Annotated in this window: 15 protein-coding genes; 3 read left to right on the forward strand and 12 right to left on the reverse strand. The window is 73.0% G+C overall.

The features are described from left to right. Positions 1-129 precede the first annotated feature (129 nt). Complete coding sequence (locus ACH4RG_RS26960; RefSeq protein ID WP_397924422.1) at positions 130-915, reverse strand: SAM-dependent methyltransferase; 786 nt, start codon at positions 913-915, stop codon at positions 130-132. Between the two features lie 290 nt (positions 916-1,205). Between ACH4RG_RS26960 and ACH4RG_RS26965 the strand changes: the two genes are divergently transcribed. Beyond that, positions 1,206-1,598 carry a hypothetical protein gene (locus ACH4RG_RS26965; protein WP_397924420.1) on the forward strand — a complete coding sequence of 131 codons (393 nt, stop codon included), beginning with the start codon at positions 1,206-1,208 and terminating at the stop codon, positions 1,596-1,598. Here ACH4RG_RS26965 and ACH4RG_RS26970 read toward each other — a convergent pair. The 6 genes from ACH4RG_RS26970 to ACH4RG_RS26995 all read right to left on the reverse strand — a co-directional run bounded on the left by ACH4RG_RS26970 (position 1,582) and on the right by ACH4RG_RS26995 (position 9,375). Further along, positions 1,582-2,544, reverse strand: coding sequence for a 5'-nucleotidase (locus ACH4RG_RS26970; RefSeq protein ID WP_397924418.1), 963 nt, complete (start codon positions 2,542-2,544; stop codon positions 1,582-1,584). The genes ACH4RG_RS26965 and ACH4RG_RS26970 overlap by 17 nt on opposite strands. Before the next feature lie 82 nt (positions 2,545-2,626). Beyond that, entirely contained in the window at positions 2,627-3,865 is a 1,239-nt protein-coding gene (locus ACH4RG_RS26975; protein ID WP_398540386.1) for a lanthionine synthetase C family protein, read from the reverse strand. A 190-nt stretch (positions 3,866-4,055) separates the two neighbouring features. Next, complete coding sequence (locus tag ACH4RG_RS26980; protein WP_397924413.1) at positions 4,056-5,282, reverse strand: JmjC domain-containing protein; 1,227 nt, start codon at positions 5,280-5,282, stop codon at positions 4,056-4,058. After that, complete coding sequence (locus ACH4RG_RS26985) at positions 5,279-6,550, reverse strand: hypothetical protein (protein WP_397924411.1); 1,272 nt, start codon at positions 6,548-6,550, stop codon at positions 5,279-5,281. Before ACH4RG_RS26985 ends, ACH4RG_RS26980 begins: the two co-directional genes overlap by 4 nt. After that, positions 6,547-9,087 (reverse strand): DUF4135 domain-containing protein, encoded by a 2,541-nt coding sequence (locus ACH4RG_RS26990; protein WP_398540395.1) that lies wholly within the window; start codon positions 9,085-9,087, stop codon positions 6,547-6,549. The genes ACH4RG_RS26985 and ACH4RG_RS26990 overlap by 4 nt, the downstream gene beginning before the upstream one ends. 120 nt (positions 9,088-9,207) lie before the next feature. Beyond that, entirely contained in the window at positions 9,208-9,375 is a 168-nt protein-coding gene (locus ACH4RG_RS26995) for a hypothetical protein (RefSeq protein ID WP_397924409.1), read from the reverse strand. A 222-nt stretch (positions 9,376-9,597) separates the two neighbouring features. On the opposite strand from ACH4RG_RS26995, the gene ACH4RG_RS27000 reads away from it, so the two are divergent. Further along, positions 9,598-11,658 (forward strand): neutral/alkaline ceramidase, encoded by a 2,061-nt coding sequence (locus tag ACH4RG_RS27000; protein ID WP_397931648.1) that lies wholly within the window; start codon positions 9,598-9,600, stop codon positions 11,656-11,658. A 4-nt stretch (positions 11,659-11,662) separates the two neighbouring features. Here the strand turns inward: ACH4RG_RS27000 and ACH4RG_RS27005 are convergent, their stop codons facing one another. From ACH4RG_RS27005 to ACH4RG_RS27020, 4 genes are all read right to left on the reverse strand, one after another. Continuing rightward, positions 11,663-12,145, reverse strand: coding sequence for an NUDIX hydrolase (locus ACH4RG_RS27005; protein WP_397924405.1), 483 nt, complete (start codon positions 12,143-12,145; stop codon positions 11,663-11,665). Positions 12,146-12,175: 30 nt separating this feature from the next. Then, positions 12,176-13,768: an apolipoprotein N-acyltransferase gene (lnt, locus tag ACH4RG_RS27010; RefSeq protein WP_398540396.1), complete on the reverse strand. Its 1,593-nt coding sequence runs from the start codon at positions 13,766-13,768 to the stop codon at positions 12,176-12,178. Between the two features lie 278 nt (positions 13,769-14,046). Continuing rightward, entirely contained in the window at positions 14,047-14,610 is a 564-nt protein-coding gene (locus ACH4RG_RS27015) for a hypothetical protein (protein ID WP_397924403.1), read from the reverse strand. Positions 14,611-14,708: 98 nt separating this feature from the next. Continuing rightward, entirely contained in the window at positions 14,709-15,494 is a 786-nt protein-coding gene (locus ACH4RG_RS27020) for a glutamate racemase (RefSeq protein ID WP_397924401.1), read from the reverse strand. Positions 15,495-15,552: 58 nt separating this feature from the next. Here ACH4RG_RS27020 and ACH4RG_RS27025 point away from each other — a divergent pair, with 58 nt between their 5' ends. Beyond that, a complete protein-coding gene (locus tag ACH4RG_RS27025; protein WP_398163244.1) occupies positions 15,553-16,734 on the forward strand; it encodes a glycosyltransferase in 1,182 nt (393 codons plus the stop codon). Positions 16,735-16,777: 43 nt separating this feature from the next. Here the strand turns inward: ACH4RG_RS27025 and ACH4RG_RS27030 are convergent, their stop codons facing one another. Continuing rightward, entirely contained in the window at positions 16,778-18,139 is a 1,362-nt protein-coding gene (locus ACH4RG_RS27030) for a TerD family protein (RefSeq protein ID WP_397931643.1), read from the reverse strand. Between the last annotated feature and the right edge of the window lie 117 nt (positions 18,140-18,256).

The raw sequence follows: 18,256 nt of genomic DNA on the forward strand, positions 1-18,256 counted from the left end.
CGGCGACTCCTTCAGCTAGGCGCTGAGAGCGGGAACACACGGCGTACGGAGGCGGGCCCCGGGAACAAACCCGGGGCCCCCCCCGAAGTAAGTCCCGGGGGCACCCCCCCCCCCCCGCCCGCCGTACGGCTACGGCTTGCGGGCGACGAGCCCCCACTGGTCGACCGGCACCGCGTCGTCCTCCTCGGGCCGCCAGCGGTCGATCGAGACGAATCCCGGCTCGACCAGCTCCAGACCCTTGGCGCAGTCGGTGATCTCCTCGGGTTTCCGGACGAGGTAGGGCGGGTTGTCGCCCGACGCGTACGCCTCCTGGGCGGCCAGCGTCTGAGGCGTCGTCACCGTGTCGCAGAGCACCAGGTAGCTGCCCGCCGGCATCCGGGCCAGGTACCGCTGGACGACCTCGATGCCCTCGGCCGGAACGAGGTGCCCCAGGGTCGAGAGCAGGAGTACGGCGACGGGCTCGGACAGATCGAGCGTCTTGGCCGCCTCGTCCACGACCGCGTCCGCATCGGACAGATCGGCGTCCACGTAGGCCGTGCGGCCCTGCGGGGAGCTGGTCAGGAGCGCCTCGGCGTGGGCCAGGACGATCGGGTCGTTGTCCACGTAGACGATCCGCGACTCGGGTGCGATGCTCTGCGCCACCTCGTGCGTGCTGTTCGCCACCGGAAGCCCGGTCCCGACGTCCAGGAACTGGCGCACCCCCGCCGAGGCGAGGTGGTGGATCGCCCTGATCTGGAAGGCGCGTGACGCACGGGCGATGTCGACCATCTGCGGGTAGGCCGCGCTCACCACGTCGGCCAGCTCCCGGTCCACCGGATAGTGATCCTTACCGCCCAGCCACGCGTTCCAGACGCGCGCGGAGTGGGGAATGTCGGACCGGATCCGGCGGCGGAAATCGTCGTTGTCGACGCTCATGTCTCTCCTCTACTCACTGTCCGTGCAAGGCCGTTGACCGAATTCCCGCTGGCCGGGGCCCTGAGGGTGACCGTACCCCGCCGCCCGGCGGCACGCAGCGGGGTGGGCCACCTTGCCCGTGAGCCCGCCTCACGCCCACGGCGCGGAGCGTGCCGCCGGTGTCGCCAACCCACCCCTTTCCGTCACTCTGGGTATCCTTTCAGTGACCATGAGTGCATAGGTGGGAAGTCGCCCGCTCCTGCGGCGACTCCGACAGAGACCCGGAGACCATGATGTTCCCGATTCCTGCCATGAAGCGTCTGCTGACCGGTCTGGCCCTCGCCGGCGCCCTAGCGGGGCTCGCCGCGGCTCCGGCGACCGCGCGGAACGCCGAGGCCCTCGGCCAGTGCACGGTGAGCGCCAGCAATCCGCAGCACACCGGCGACCACGTCTGGGCCGAGGCTCCGTGGAACTGTTCCACGCTGCCTCCGGACGGCGGCGCGAAGACCTATGTGCGCCTCTACCGGGACGGCGTCGAGGTGAAGAGCGCCGAGTTCTGGGAGGACGGCGCGTTCAACGTCATCTACTCGACCGGTCTGCCGTGCGTCGGCGGCACGCACACCTACCAGGTGCGGACGCACGGCTGGGACAGCGACCACATCGGCTACGACGCGTGGAGCCAGGAGGTCACGCTCGGCTGCTGAGCCCGGCCGTGGGCGCCACCGGCTCGTTGAGCTTCCCGAACGGCACGTGGACGCTCGGGGTGGACCGCGAGGTGCTCTCCAGGTGGCCCTGCTGGTCGTCGAAGAAGATGTGCGGCTTGAGGATCTTCATGATCCGGCCCTTGTCGATGCCGCCGAGGAAGAACGCGTCGTTGACGGTCACACCCCATCCCTTGAGGCTCTGCACCGCGCGCTCGTGCGCCGGCGCGTTGCGCGCCGTGACGATGGAGACGTGCAGGCGGATCCGGTAGTCGGGGTTCTTCCGCCGCTCCTGCTCCTCCCGCTGCTGGATCCGGTTCACGTTCGCCAGGAAGTCCCTCAGCGGCCCGGCGTCGTGCGGAACCCCGGCGTTGGTGACCTCGTGGGCGCGGAACTTCTCCATCCCGCCCTCCTGGAACACCTGCTCCGACGCGTCCGTGGCCAGGACCCCGTCGAAGTCGAAGGAGATCCGCAGGTCGTCGTCGTCGACGTCGTCCTCGTAGGGGGCTCCCAGGACGTGCCCGGCGGGCAGCCCGGCGGCGACGGCCTCCCGGACGTCCGTCTCGTTCGCGGACAGGAACAGGGACATGTTGAGGGCGGGCATGAACCGGTGGGGCGAGCGGCCCTGCATGAAGACGGCCCTGCTGATGGGCAGGCCGTGGCTCTCTATGGAGCGCATGACCCGCAGGCCGGTGTCGGGGTCGTTCCGGGACAGGACGATGACCTCGACCAACGGGTCGTCCACCTCGCCCAGGTCGTTCAGCGAGAGCAGGCGCCTGATGAAGGGGAACGCGCTCCCCGGACGGAGCCGGTCGCCGACGTGCTGTTCCTGGTAGGCGCGGTAGCTCTCCTCGCCCTGTTCCCGGAAGACGGCGTCCGACTCGGTCAGGTCGAAGAGCGCGCTGGAGGCGATCCCGATGACCAGCCGATCGGCTAGTTCGTAGTACACGGCGCCCCCTCCGGTCGGCCCCTTGCCGACGCGCCCCCACTATCGCACCGCCGTCACCCTGTTCCCGCACGGGCCGGAAGGGTCAGCTCAGCAGCAGGGCGCTGTCCCAGGACGTGGCCGGCAGGTTCCCGGTGGCGTACGTGTGCAGGGCGAGGGCGATGCCCGCGGCTCCCTCCAGGAATCCGGGGCGGTCGAGTTCGCGCGCCGCGAGCGTATGGCCGTAGCGGTAGCCGAACGGGGCCCCGGGGTCGAACCCGTCCAGCACCCGCGCAGCCAGCCCGTCGGCGGTGGCGTGGAGGTCCCGGTCGACGGTGTCGTGGGCGGTGCGCAGCACGATCTGGAGGTGGCCGGCCCAGCCGTGGCAGAGCGCGGAGTCGCGGATCAGCTCGTCGTCGGCCGCCGTCAGGGCGCCGAGAAGTGCGGCGCGCGCGTCGGCGTGCCAGTCCGGCCGGTCCAGCGCGGTGCCGGCGAGATGGACGGCGCGGGCCGCGCCGAGAGCGCCGTAGCACCACGAGTCCCGTCCGCGTTCCGGCGCCGCTCGGTTCTCGATGCGCTCGCGGGTCATCAGGTGCGGCCAGCGCGGGCCGGCCTCGTCGGCGGTACGGAGGCGGGTCATCAGCTCCATGATCCGCTCGATGGCCTCGTCCTGACGGTCCACCCGGAACCCTGCCCGCCAGGCGACGGAGAGGAGCGCGAGCGGCCCGGGGACACCGTGGGCGAGACCGAGGTTGACGTGTTCGACGAGCCCGTGGTCGAGGCCTTCGGTGATCCACCAGGAGGGCAGCCGGGAGCCGTGCCGCGTGAGGTCCTCGGCGGTGGCGACGGCCACGAGGGAGGCGAGCACCTCGGTCAGCGCGACGCCCGCCGCCTCGCGCTCCTCCGGCGCGTCCGCCGCCCGGTGACGGGCCAGCAGGTAACGGCCGACCCCGGCGGTGCCGCCGAGGACGTCGTAGCGGCTCCACGCTCCGGCCGGCTCCCCGGCGTCGGCCCGCTCCCGGTCGGACCGTGCACGGGTGCGGGCCTGGTCGACGATGTGCCGGTCCAGTCCGGTGAGCATCGTGGTGTAGCCGCCGGAGCCGACGGCCGCCGTGTGCCCGGCGTACGCGAGGGCCACCATGCCGTCGAACAGCGACTGGGGGCGCAGCCGGATCCCGGCGGCGAGCGCGGCGGAGAGGTGCGCGTGGGCCCGTTCGCGCGCTTCGGGGTCGTCGGCCGCCAACTCGGCGTGGAGCAGGGCGACTCCGGGGTGCCCGTCGGAGAGCGAGAGGGGGCCCCACACCGGTTGGGGGTCGCCCGGGTAGTGCATCAGGTTGTCCGGCACGCCCGCGACCCGGGCCACGCGCTCCGGGTCGGCCAGCCGGTCCGCGATCTCGGCGACGACCCGCGCGGCGGCCTGCCGGTGGGCGGGCCCGCGGACGGCGGGCCCGGGCGTCCTGTCGGTGGGAGTTCGGTCAGTGGGTGTCCGACCCGCGGATGTCCGGTCACTGGGCGCTCGGCCCGTGAGTGTCCGGTCACTGGGTGTTCGGCCCGTCGGTGTCGACGCGGGTGACGGCACGGAAGCTCTCCAGTTCCTGCAACAGGCGGCGGACGTCCGCGCGTCGGGCCTCGGGCAGTTCCCCGACCCGCACCGTCGCGCCGGCGTCCAGCCGGCGCAGCACCGCGAGTGATTCGGCGCCGGTCGCGCCGGAGGTGACATGGCCGTTGGCGGCCCAGCCGTGCGGGCTCCCGCCGGGAGGGGGCAGCAGGGGGGCGCAGCCGCGTACGGGGGTGTCGTCGTCCAGGGGGCGCGGCGCGGCGGGCGGCTCGGTCGGCCAGAAGCCGCCCGCCGTCCTGACGCGCAGCGCGAGCGCGGTGGCCCGGTCGGCGAACCGCTCCTCGTCCAGGTGTTCCGCGAAGGCGTCCACGGCGTCGGCCAGGGCCCTGGGCAGTTCCTCGGCCAGCCGGCCGTCCGGACCGGCGTCCGGGGTGAACAGCGGGGCGGAGCTCTGCGGCCGGGTGCCCCGGAACAGGTCTTTGATCTCGTAGTACGGCCGGTGCTCGCGGCGCGGAATGCCCACGTTGACGCTGGTCGCCGGGGCGTCCGAGGCGCTCTCCCCCACGTGGTAGTAGCGCGCGGGCCAGTACAGCAGGTCTCCCGGTTCGACCTCGGCGACGAACGAGGACGCCAGGAACGGCTGGTAGTCCAGCACCGTGTGCACCGGGTCCGACCACGGCCGCTCGGCCCAGAACCGCATCCGCTTGGTGCCGCGTACGCAGAACATGAAGGTGGCGAAGCGGTCCTGGTGCACGCCGACCGGGCTGTGTTCGTAGGAGCCGTGGAACATCGTGGAACCGGCGGTGTGCGTGGGCTGGCCGACCCTCTCCCACAGCCCGGCGTAGAACCGCTGCGCGCGGTCCCACAGCGGGTGGGAGAAGGAGTGGAAGCGGTGGACTACGAGGGCGTAGCGCTGCCCGTCCAGCCGGTCGGCCATGCGCCGCTCGTAGCCGTCGAGCGAGCCGTCGCGCGACTGGGGCAGATAGTCGCGGGGCCGGGTCTGCTGCCGGCGCCGCACGAGGAACTGGAGGTTGCCCGGCACGGCGAGCGGGTGGGGCGGGCGGCTGCCGAGCACGGCGGCCCGGAACACCTCGCGCTCGTCGAACGGCGCCGTGTCGAGGCCCTTGTAGAGGACGGGCGCCCGGTCCCAGTACCGGTCGGCGAAGGTGTCCCAGTCGAAGGACTTCTCGACGGTCAGCGTCATCGTGCCCTCTCCTCGGCCAGGTCGATGCCGCGCAGTCGGTAGAGCCTGTCGAGCAGCGCGAGCACCGTCGGATCGTTCCTGTCGTCGTCGCCCGCGGCGAGGGCGTGGCAGACGTCGTCGGCACAGGTCTCCTCGCCGTCGCCGAGGGCGGCGTACACGCGGTCGCTCGCGGCCCTCGGCAGGGTGAAGACGTTCCCGTCGACCGCCCAGACCTCGTGCGCGGGCCCGTCGGCCATCCGGACGATCTCGCCGGTGCGGCGGAAGCGCGTGTCCCGGGTGACGGTGACGCCGGCGCGGGGCACCGGAATCGGTTCGAGTCCGGCGGCCGAGCGCAGCGCGGCCCAGCGGATCCGCAGCGTCCTGCGCAGCCGCTCCCCGTCCACGGCTCCGCGCAGTTCGTCGCCGAGCGCGGTCAGGCGGGGCAGCACGCCGCCCCGGTCGTCGATACGGGTTCCGGGGCCGAACGGGAAGTACGGCACGGTCTCGTCGTTGTCCTGGCCCGCGTGGACCAGGTCGGCGAGCAGGTCCCGCAGCGCGGTGAACGGCAGCCCCCGGTCGACCGGTATCCGCAGGCGCAGGGCGACGCACCGTTCGCGGTAGGTGTCCACGTGCCGCTGGTCGCCGGGCCAGTACAGCAGCTCCCCGGCCTCGGCGCCGAGGGTGCGGGCACCGGGCACGTCCCGGTCCGGGTCGGCGATGTCCGCCGGTGGGGGCCCGCCGCGCTCGTCCCACAGCGTCACGTCCATCCGCCCGCGGAGCACCCAGGTCAGCGCCGCGTGCGTCGGGGCCTCGGCCGCGCCGGCGTGCTGGGTGAACCCGTCGCCGGTGAGCACCTCGGCGGTGAGGGGGAGATTGGGCCAGCCGACGTGTCGCCAGAGCCCCCTGACCGTGTCCCGTACCGCGGACCACAGGGCGTGGTCCAGGAGGAGCGGCTGTCGCACGGTCAGCAGGTAGCCCTGTCCGGGGACCTCGGCGTCCAGCCGGTCGAGATAGTCGTCCAGGGTCGGGTCCGTGGTGTCCGGCAGCAGGGTTCCGGGCGCGCGCAGCCAGCCGTCGCCGAGGAGGAACCGGACGTCGGGCGTCACCCAGAAGCGGGTGCCCGCGCGGAACGGCGCGCAGGAGGCGACGTTCAGGGGGTGGACCTCGTCGAGGCCGAACGGCGGCCTGGCGCGCAGCCGGACGGGCCGCCGGTCCCAGTAGCGCTGCCCGAACAGCTCCCAGTCGACGCCGTCCGGCGTCCGCCGCGCCTCGGGGGCCAGCGTGCTCATGATGCTTCCCTTCCGGTCAGGGGGAACCGCCGCCGGATCCGCTCCGTGTGGTCGGCGAGCGGTTCCATGCCGAGAGCGGCCCGGCGGTGGTCCACGTCTTCCGGGTCCTCCACCGGCCAGGGGACCAGTACTCCGCCGACGGGCTCGAACTTCGTTCCGTACACCTGCGGGAGCCCCTCGGTCACCCGCAGCTCGTCGGTCAGATAGGCGATTTCCCGCCACGGCAGATCGCGGCGCTCCGCAGCGTCCCGCATCAGCTCCAGACAGTGGCGGCGGAAGTCCAGGTGCTCCCGGGCGTGCTGTACGAGGCGGCTCGCGGCGGCGGCCGCCTCCGCGCCGACCAGGGCGTGCCCGGGCCAGCCGTGGTCGGCCACGACCGTGGTGAGCCAGGTGATGCCGGCGTCGGTCAGGTCCCGCAGGCGGCGCTCGGCCGTCCCGTCGCTCATACCGCCGTCGGCCCACGGCGTCCGGACGGCGCCGTCGAGCCGGTCGAGCCGCAGCAGCCTGCGCCGGATCTCCCCGGCGGGCGCGGGCTCGACCGGGGCTTCGGGCGCGTCGATCGGGTCGATGCGCAGCCGTACCTTCTGCCGGTCCCAGAGGTAGGTGATCCGCCGGCCGGCCTCCGGCCAGTCGAAGGCGACCCGGCCCTCGGCGGGGCTCTGGAGGTGGAGTCGGACACCCAGCGGGGCATCCGCGACGACGTGGTCCGTCACATCGTCGAACACGTGCTCCACCGCGTCCCGGAGGGCCACTCCGAGACCGGCGAGGGTGAGGTTCTCGCCCTCCAGCAGCTCCCGCAACGGAGGCCAGCCCCCCTCGGGTTCGGGCCGGGCGGCGACCCGGGCCGTCCCGAACGGCACGGGCGGCGGTGCGACGCTCAGCACCGGTCCGCCCTCCAGGGAGCGGACGAAGTAGGGCACGTCCAGGCGTCGCAGTTGGTCGCGTTCGGCCCGGTCGAAGTGGACGTCGGGTTCGGTGGGGCGGGGTGCCGCGCCGCCCCCGGACAGCCAGCGGGGTACGAGCGCGTCGAAGTACCGGAACGTGGGCTGCCGCAGGACGCGTACGTGGTGACCGGCGGTGGCGGTCGACAGGAACTCCCCGATGGCGGGCCGTTGTCGGCACATCAGGGTCCAGGCGTCGAACATGCCGCGCAGCATGGCCGGGAGGTAGGGCCCGTAACCGGTCCGCCCGTCGGTGTCGGCGACGACGTTCCTCGTCTCCTCGCGGGCAAGGGGCGCGCGGCGGCGGTGCAGGCGCAGCTCCCCCGTCGGCCGCTCGGTCCAGCACACCGGCGGGCCTTCGGCGTCGCACCAGCGGGCGGTGCGTTCCAGGCCGACGTGGTGCTGGTCGATCTCGGCGGTCGCGTCGTGCAGGAGGCCCGTGTCGTAGAGGCGCGGGACCCGGCAGAAGTAGATCTCCAGGTCGATCGGGTAGAGCAGGGGCTCGGGGTCGCCGGGCCTGCTCCCGGTGACCACGTTGCCGCCGATCATGTCGGTGATCCCGAAGGCGAACATCGCGGCGGTCAGCGAGCCGGTGCGATGCCAGAACCGCCGCGACTCCTCCGGGGTGAGCCGGGTTCCGGTCAGCTCCCACGGTCCGGAGGCCCGGATCGGCCCCCATTGCGCGGGCGGCTCGATCCACTCCTGCCACACATAGCCGGGCTCGGCTCCGGGCCAGCAGGACAGCACGGGCAGCCGGACCTCGCCGGACGCCGTGGGCGCGTGGTTGAGCAGATCGAACAGCGAGGCGGACGAGGCGAATCGGGTGGATCCGGCGGACGCTGCGGATCCGGCAGACGCGGTCGACGCGGCAGACGCGGTCGACGCGGCAGACGGTGTCGACGCGGTGAACAGCAGCTCGCCGGAGGCCGGCCGCGGTTTGTAGGCGACCCTGCCGCCGCCGGCACAGTCGAGGCGCAGAACGCGCTGGCGTCCGTTGTGGGTTTCCTCGCCGTGGGCCCACAGTCCGACGACCGGCCCCCGGAAGGCGGGTTCACCGGGCCAGCAGGCGTCCATGTCCCGGAGCAATCGGTCGAGGAACAGCGTCAGGAATTCCTCGCAGCGCACCCCCCACTCGGCCACCCGGTCACGGGCGTAGTGCGGTCTTCCGGCAGCGCAGGCGACGAATGCCTCGGATACCACGGGGCCGAAGATGTCGGCGTTGGTGATATCCAGTATTCCGGGGGAAACCACGGTCGAATAGCGCGGTCCGGAGAATACGCACCAGGCGTCCAGGCGGTCCCACAGGTCCAGCAGCGGAGCGAACCGCCGGTCGCGGAGCGCGCGTTCGATCAGCCGTGCGTCCGCCTCGCCGCCGAGCAGCCGGTCAACGGCGACCGTCCCTTCGGGGCCCGCCGCGACGACGGGCGGGAACAGCCCGCCGGCCTCGCCCTTCCGGACGGCGTCGGTCACCCGTCGCGCGACTGGCGGGAGTTGGAGTGATCCGGCCTGTTCGGCAACCTGGCCGGACCTCGGGGCGGACCCTCGCCCAGTGTCGCCGCCGGGTTCTTCGCCGAGGTCTCGGCCGGGGTCGCTCATCTCCCAGAGGGGCTCGGCATCCACTGGCGATTCCGGCACAGCAGCCCTTCGGCTCGTCACGGGGAGGGAATGTGCGGCGCACCCGGGTGGCGCCGACGCGGCGACACCACCCGGCACGCGTCAACAGCAGTAGATGCTCGCGCACGAACCACAGGCGGTGCCGCTGCCCGAGTTCGTCGGTGAGGCGAGCGGCGGAATTTCTTGTTCCAGATCGCCGATCACCAGATCGAATACATCATCGGCGTTCCGGTCCGTTCCAGACTGGACCTTTTCTTCAACTGCCTGCATGAATATCCTCCTCCCGTGCTGGTCAATTGATCCGCCACTCAGTAGAACAATGCGACATGCCCATGTCAACGAGCAGGGCGCGGGCCCACCGCTTTACTGGCCGGTAGGCATCTATGCGACGCAGGTCACACTCCTCTACGGTCGGGACACCGCCCCGGCCTCTCCCGTCAGCGAGCCGCCGACCGGGCCCGGGCATCCCCGTCTCCCGCCCCAGGAGGTTCCATGCCACCCCCCACCGCCCGCCGCGCCCGGCGCAGGCTCCCCGTCGCGGTGCTCGCCACCGTCCTCGGCACGGTCACCCTCGGCGCCCCCTCCCCCGCGTCGGCGTCGAACGCCGCCGGTGGAGGGGACTACCTCGTCGGGCGAGGCATCTCCGACGTCACGGGCGAGGCCGCCGAGACCGGGATGATGGGCTACTCCAGCTTCGACCAGAAGACGTCGGGCATCCATCAGCGGCAGCGGTCGCGCGCCTTCGTCGTGGTCGACCGGTCGAGCGGCAAGCGCGTGGTGTACGTCAACGCCGACCTCGCGATGATCTTCCAGTCCGTCCAGCAGGGAGTCATCGCCCGTCTGAAGGAGCGTTACGGAGACCTGTACGACGAGGAGAACGTCCTGCTGTCGGCCACCCACACCCACTCGGGGCCCGGCGGCTACTCCCATCACGTCGCCTACAACCTCTCCGTCCTCGGCTTCCAGAAGGAGACCTACCGGGCGATCGTCGACGGCATGACGGACTCCGTCGCCAAGGCCCACGAGGACCTGAAGCCCGGCACGATGAGCCTGGGCACGGGAACCCTCACCGATGCCAGCGTCAACCGCTCCCGCGAGGCCTTCGACCGCAACCCGGCGGCCGACCGGGCGGCCTTCCCCGACGCGATCGACCCGGCGATGACCGTCCTGCGCTTCAAGCAGGGCGACCGGGACGCGGGCGCGATCAGCTGGTTCGCCACCCACACCACCTCGATCACCAACAGGAACACCCTCATCAGCCCCGACAACAAGGGCTACGCCGCCTACGCCTGGGAGCACGACCACGAGGGCGTGCGCTACCTCGACGACACCCCCGGGTTCGTCGCGGCCTTCCCCAACACCAATGCCGGCGACATGTCGCCGAACCTCAACCTGAAGCCGGGGTCGGGGCCCACCGAGGACGAGTTCGAGAACACGCGGATCATCGGCGAGCGCCAGCTCGACAAGGCCCGCGCGATCTACGACGCCACCCGGCCCGTCTCCGGAGGGGTCGACTCCCGGCTCGCCTACGTCGACATGGAGAGCGTGACCGTACGCCCGGAGTACACCCCGGACGGCAAGGAGCACCGCACCTGCCCCGCCGTCGTGGGCGCGTCCACGCTCGCGGGCAGCGTCGAGGACGGTCCGGCGATCCCCGGCTTCGAGGAGGGCACGCGCACCCCGGTCGCGGGCATCCTCGACGCGCTGCGCGTCGACACCCCGTCCTGGCTCGCGACCTGCCAGTACCCCAAGGCGAGCCTGATCCCCACGGGGCTGCTGAGCAACGTCCACCCGGTCACCCCGAAGCGCCTCCCGCTCCAGATCATGAAGATCGGCGAGCTGTACCTGGTGGCCGCCCCGGGCGAGTTCACGATCACCTCCGGCCTCCGCGTACGCCGTACGGTGGCCGAGCGGCTGGGCGTCCCGCTGGACCGCGTCCTGCTCCAGGGGTACGCCAACGCGTACAGCCAGTACGTCACGACGCCGGAGGAGTACGACACCCAGAACTACGAGGGCGGCTCCACGCTGTACGGCCGTTACACCCTGCCCGCCTACCAGCAGGAGTACGCCCGGATCGCGGACTCCCTGCGCGAGGGCACCCCCCTGGAGCGGGGCGCGACGCCTCCGGACGAGTCGGACCGGCAGTTCACCTTCCAGACGGGGGTCGTGTACGACAACCCGCCCGCCGGCAAGGCGTTCGGCGGCGTCCTGAAGGCACCGGAGAGCTCGTACCCGCGCGGCTCCACCGCGACCGTCGAGTTCGCCACCGGGCACCCGAAGAACAACGTCCGCCGGGGCTCCACCTTCCTGGAGGTTCAGCGGCTGGAGAACGGCACGTGGCAGCGCGTGCTGGACGACGGCGACTGGGAGACCGCCTACCGCTGGACGCGGCTGAACGGTCTGACCGGCACCTCGAAGGCCACGATCACCTGGGACGTCGCGGCGGACACGGCACCTGGCACGTACCGGATCGTGCACCACGGGGACGCCAGGAGCCTGCTCGGGAAGATCACGCCGTTCACCGGGACGACGCGGTCCTTCACGGTGAACTAGAGGGTCACGGAGTGCGCGGGGTGGGTTGGAACCAGGCGGGGCCCTCGGTGAGGGCCTGCTTGATCCGGAACAGGGCGAACTCGCCGAGGGGCGGGAGCCCGTCCAACGAGAACCAGCCCACCTCCAGCGACTCGTCGTCGTTGACCCGCGCCTCGCCGCCGGTCGCCCGGCAGCGGAAGGTGACGTCGAGGTACTGGCAGATGTCGCCGTTCGCGTACTGCACGGGATCCAGCGCCTGCGTGAGCACCACCCGCTCGGCCACACAGTGCACACCGGTCTCCTCGAGCACCTCGCGCTCCGCCGTCGCCGCAGGCTCCTCCCCCGGCTCGGAGATCCCGCCGATGACCGACCACTTCCCGGTGTCCGCGCGCCGGCCGAGCAGCACGCGGCCCTCGTCGTCGAGGACGATGGCCGTCACCCCGGGCAGCAGGAGCAGCTGGTGCCCGGCGGTGGCGCGGATGTCACGGATGAAGTCGGGAGTAGCCATGGATCCGAGCCTACGTGGCCGGATCAGGAGCTACTGTCCGGTCCCCCGGCCCCGGCGGGCCCGGAACGCCGAGGCGCTCACCCAGCCCAGGCCGGCCAGGGCAAGCAGCGCGAGGACGCCCTCGGGCAGGGGGCCCATCCGGGTGGCGGGGGTGAGCGAGGAGCGCAGCGGGACCTCGTCGACGAGGGCGTCGGGCGTGAACATGCCGCTCTTCTCGACGATCGTGCCGTCCGGGCGGATCACCGCGCTGACCCCGCTGGTGACGGGGACGACGACGGCCCGCCCGTGCTCGACGGCCCGCACCTGGGACATGGCCAGCTGCTGGTAGGTCATCTCGCTGCGGCCGAACGTCGCGTTGTTGCTCGGCACGGCGATCATCTGGGCGCCGTGGGTGACGGTGTCGCGTACGGCGTCGTCGAAGGCGGCCTCGTAGCAGGTCACGAGTCCGACCTTCGTGCCCGCGAGGTCGAAGACGCCGACCTCGGTGCCGGGGACGAACTCGCGCTGCACCCGGTCGACGTCCTCGCTGAAGAAGCGGGCGACGGTGCGCATCGGCATGTACTCGCCGAACGGCTGGATGTGCCGCTTGTCGTACGTGTCGACGGGGCCCTGCTCCGGGTCCCACTCGATCAGGGTGTTGCGGAGGCTGTCGGAGCCCTTCTCGACCACCGAGCCGACGACCGTGGGGGCGCCGATCGCCTTGACGGCGTCGTCGATGACCTGGCGGGCGTCCGCGTTGAGGTAGGGATCGAGGTCGGAGGAGTTCTCCGGCCACAGCACGAAGTCGGGCCGCTTCTCCTTGCCCGCCTTCACGTCCTCGGCCAGCTGCGTGGTGCGCCGGGCGTGGTTGTCCAGGACGGCGCGGCGCTGCGCGTTGAAGTCGAGGCCCAGGCGCGGCACGTTGCCCTGGATCGCGGCGACGGTGGCCGTGCCGTTCTCCGCCGAGTCGTCGACCAGGGGCAGCGTGGCGAGGGCCCCGGCGACCGGCACGAGGACGCTCACGGCGGCGCCGACGACGGCGGCGTGCGGCACCTTTCCGCACCTGCGGTACGCGACGAGCTGTCGAACGGCCTCGCAGAGCCCGAAGCCGCACAGGACGACGGCGAAGGAGAGCAGCGGGGTGCCGCCGAGCGCGGCGAGCGGCAGGAAGGCGCTCTCGGACTGACCGAAGGCGATCTTGCCCCAGGGGAAGCCGCCGAACGGGATCCGGGCGCGGACCGCCTCGTCGAGCGTCCAGACCGCGGCCGCCCACACGGGCCAGTACGCGAGCCGGGTCACCGCGGCGATACCGACGCACCCCACCGCGACGAAGAGCGCCTCCGCGGCGGCCAGGGCCAGCCACGGCACCGGGCCGACGTCCTCACCGGTCCAGTGCAGCAGCGGAAGCATGAAACCGAGGCCCGAGAGGAGACCGAGGCCGAAGGCGGTCCTGAGCCGGCGCCCGTGCAGCGCCCATCCCAGCAGGGCGAAGCCGGGCAGCACGAGCCACCACAGCGGCCTGGGCGGGAAGCTCGCGTAGAGCAGCAGTCCGGAGAGCACGGCGGCGGCCGGACGGAGGAGCCGCGGCAGCGGTCCGGCGGCCGGGGAGGCCGTGGCGGGCGGCGGGTCGTCGACGGAAGTCATGGTGGCGCTCACCCGGCGGAGTCTACGGTGGGCGGCCGTGAGCGGCGGCGTTGACCTGCGCGGGGCCGGGACGCGGGCGGCTCCGGGGTGCCTCTCGGTCGGCGGCGGGCGGCCCGCGGTCGGCCGGTGGGGACGGTGGCGGCCCGGTCGGTCGGTCGCCGGGACGGTGGCGGGCGAGGTCCGGTCGGTCGCTCGCCGGGACGGTGGCGGGCGAGGTCCGGTCGGCGGCCCGGTCAGCTGCCGGAACGGGGGCCGGTGCGGCCCGGTCGGCGGTCCGGTCAGTCGCCCGGTCGTTTCCCGGAGGCCGGCAGGTGCAGGCGTTGCCGGATGAACCGTACGGCCGTCTCCGCGTCGTCGACCGTAACGGTGAAGGTGCGGCCGTCGCCGAGGTGCAGGGCCATGCCCTCGCCCTTGCGGACCACGACGGCCGTGCCCTGCTCGGGACGCCAGCGGTAGCCCCAGCCGCCCCAGTGGCGCGGGTTGATCCGGGGAATGAATTCCGCGCCCGTCACATGGCTGAGCAGGATCCGGCGGCGCGGCAGGCCCGCGTGGCCGCAGCGCACCTCCAGGCTGTCCCCGTCGACCTTGACGGCCACGTGAACGAAGGCGAGCGTTCCGAAGAGGATCAGCAGCCCGGCGGCGAGGCAGCCGACCACCGACATGAGCAGCGGGGCGATGCCCGAGGTCCAGGCGCCGTCGACAGCCAGTTCGATGCCGAGGGCCACGCAGCCCGCGCCCGCGAGGGCCAGCAGCCACTGGACGCGGTTGGTGGCGCGGCCGTTCCACTCCGTGGGCGGCGCCTGGCTCGACCCGTGCGTCGCGCTCTCGGGGAGGTCCGTCATACGCAGCAGCGTAGCCGCGTTCCTGCCTACCGGCCGGGGCTGCGGGGGCCGATCGGGCTACCCGGCCCGGATCCGCCGAAGGCTCCCCGGGACCTCGGTCAGCGGGCGGGCACCGCGGCGGCCAGCATCCGGCCCTCGGCGTAGGTCAGGGCGGCCCGCGGAAGGGCGGCGGGGCGGCCGGCCTGGAGCACGGTGAGCCTGGCGGAGGGCTCGGCCGTCGGGGCGGGGTCCGCTCCGATCCGGCGCAGCGCCTGGGCGGCGACCGCTCCGGCGGACCCGTGCAGGGCGAGCGGCGGGCGTCCGGGCCGCTGCACGGCGTCGCGGATCCGGGCCGCGACCAGCTCGTAGTGGGTACAGCCGAGGACGACGGCCCGGACGTCGGGCGGGGTGAGGGCGGCGGCCGCCGCTACGGCCCGGTCGATCGCGGCCTCGTCGCCGTGCTCCAGGGCGTCGGCGAGGCCGGGGCACGGAACCTCGGTGACGTCCGCGGTCCCGCCGAAGTCACCGATCAGCCCGCGCTGGTAGGGGCTGCCGGTGGTGGCCGGGGTCGCCCAGATGGCGACGGATCCGCTACCCGCAGCGGCCGGCTTGATCGCGGGGACCGTGCCGATGACCGGCAGCGCGGGCTCCAGTTCGGCCCGGAGCGCCGGCAGAGCGTGGACGGATGCGGTGTTGCAGGCGACGATCAGCGCGTCCGGCCGGTGGGCCGCGGCGGCGCGGGCGACGTCCAGGGCGAGCGCGGTGATGTCCTCGGGGGTGCGGGGCCCCCAGGGCATGGAGCCGGGGTCCGAGGAGAGGACGAGTTCGGCGTCGGGCCGCAGGCGGCGCACTGCGGCCGCTGCCGCCAGCAGGCCGATTCCGGAGTCCATGAGCGCGATCTTCACCCGGTCACCCTAGCCGACAGCCCTTGCGGACCGGGCTCGGTGGGGCAGACTTCGGCGGATGAGCGCCGTTGCCTGGATCGCCTTGGGTTCACTGATCGCGTGGGTGTGGCTGCTGCTGGGGCAGGGCTTCTACTGGCGGACGGACCAGCGGCTCCCCCGAGGCACCGACCCGGCGCGCTGGCCGTCGGTGGCGGTGGTGGTGCCGGCCCGCGACGAGGCGGAGATGCTGCCGGTGAGCCTGCCGTCGCTGCTGGTCCAGGACTATCCCGGGGACGTACGGATCATCCTCGTCGACGACTGCAGCAGCGACGGCACCGGGCAGCTGGCCCGGGAGCTGGCCGCCCGGTACGGCGGGTTCCCGCTGACCGTGGTGGAGCCCGGGGAGCCGGAGCAGGGCTGGACGGGCAAGCTCTGGGCCCTGCGGCACGGGATCGCGGTGGCCCGGGGGGACAAACCGGACTTCCTCCTGCTGACCGACGCGGACATCGCACACGAGCCGGACAGTCTGCGCGATCTGGTGGCCGCGGCCGGCTCCGGGGGCGAGGGGGGCTTCGACCTGGTGTCGCAGATGGCGCGGCTGCGGGTGGAGAGCGTCTGGGAACGTCTGGTGGTGCCGGCGTTCGTCTACTTCTTCGGGCAGCTCTACCCGTTCCGCCGGGTGAACCGGGCCCGGTCACGGACGGCGGCGGCCGCGGGAGGCTGCGTCCTGCTGCGCACCGAGGCGGCCGAGCGGGCGCGCGTCCCGGACTCGATCCGCCAGGCGGTGATCGACGACGTGTCGCTGGCGCGTGAGGTGCGGCGCGGCGGCGGCCGGATCTGGCTGGGGCTCGCGGACCGGGTGGACAGCGTGCGGCCGTATCCCCGGCTGGCGGATCTGTGGCGGATGGTCGCGCGCAGCGCGTATGCCCAGCTGCGGCACAGTCCGCTGCTGCTGGCGGGGACGGTGCCGGGGCTGCTGCTCGTCTACGTGGCGCCGCCCGCGACGCTGGCGGTGGGGCTGCTGACGGGTGACGGGGCGGCGGCCTGGGCGGGCGGCGCGGCGTGGGCGGTGATGACGGCGACGTATCTGCCGATGCTGGCCTACTACCGTCAGTCGCCGTGGCTGGGGCCGCTGCTGCCGCTGACGGCGGTGCTCTACCTGCTGATGACGGTGGACTCGGCGGTGCAGCACTACCGGGGGCGGGGCGCGGCTTGGAAGGGCCGTACCTACGCGCGCCCGGAGGCCGCGCCCGACCGGTGACGCCGCGGGAAGGCGTGCGGCCGGTCGGGGCGGGCGCGGCGGGTCACTTGCGGCCGGGCGTCCAGTTCATGCCCCAGCCGTAGGCGGCGTCGATGGTGCGCTGCGGGCTCACGCCCCGGTCGGGGACCAGGTAGCGGGCCTCGCGCTGCACGGTGAGGTCGCCGCCGTTGTTGGTGATCAGCGCCAGGGCGCAGACGGTGGAGGGCACGGTGCACTCGTCGAGGGAGAAGTCGATGGCCGCGCCGTTCTGCGGCTGGAGGGTGACCGTGGCGTGGAGATCGGCGAAGCTCCTGGCGCCTTCGTAGATGGTGACGAAGATCAGTACGCGCCGCAGCAGGTCCTTGTGGTCGAGGTTGATGGTCATGTTCTCGCCGCTGGAGAGGGCGCCGGTGCGGTCGTCTCCGTCGAGGTGGATGAAGGGCGGCCTGTTCAGTGAGCCGAACGCGTTCCCGAGCGACTGCACGACCCCCTTCCGGCCGTCGGCGAGTTCGTACAGTGCGCAGAGGTCGAGATCGAGATCGGCGTGCATGGCGACGGCCCGGCCGAGCTTCGCTCCCCAGCTCTTGAACTGCTTGCGCACCTCCCAGTTGAGGTTGACGCGCAGTGTGCCGGAGGTGCCGCCCTGTTTGGCGAGCGAGACGGACGGCGCGCTCTTCGTCAGCGTGACCTTGGTCAGCCGTACGGGTGTCGCGGCGGGCGCGGCCGCGGGCGCGGCGGGCGCCGTCGGCGGGAGAGGGGCGGCGGGCGGGGCGACCGGGGCGGGGGCCGGGGTCGAGGCCGGGGTCGAGGTCGGGGCCGGGGCGGCGGGGCGAGGTTGCGGCGGGGTGACAGGGGCCGCCGGGGCCTGCGGGACGGGCGGGGCCTGTTGCGGTTCGTCCACGGAGATGCCGAAGTCCGTCGCCAGGCCTTCGAGGCCCGTGCTGTAGCCCTGTCCGACCGCGCGGAACTTCCAGGCGCCCTGCCGGAGATACAGCTCGCCGAGGATGAAGGCGGTCTCGACCGTGGCGTCCGTACTGTCGAAGCGGGCCAGCTCCGCGCCGCTCGCCGCGTCGGTGACCCGCACGTAGAGGCCGCTCACCCGGCCGAAGGACCCGCCGTCCGCCGAGGCGGCGACGACGATGCGGTCGATCGCGGGCTCGACCCTGCCGAAGTCGACGACGAGGGTGTCGGTGACGTGGTCGGGAGCGGTCCGCTTGCCCTCGTGCCGCACCGCGCCGGACGCGTGGGTCGGCTGGTTGTAGAAGACGAAGTCCGCGTCGCTTCGGACCTTGCCCGCCACCAGCAGGAGAGCGGAGGCGTCGACGTCCGGGGTGCCCACTGCGGCGTGCCTGCCCAGTTCGACGCGCACCGTGCCGGCCGGCACCGCGACGTTGCTTCCTTTTTGCATGGTCATGCTCGCCCCCATCACGAATCCGGCTGCCCGCAGGCTTTCCCCCCACAACCTAACGGCCTGCGGGGGGAAAGCCTCCGGGCGCCGGGACCGTGGCGGGCGAGAGCGTGGCCGGCGGACCCGGTCAAGGTC

The sequence above is a fragment of the Streptomyces sp. NPDC021019 genome (assembly GCF_044333295.1).
Lineage (GTDB): Bacteria > Actinomycetota > Actinomycetes > Streptomycetales > Streptomycetaceae > Streptomyces.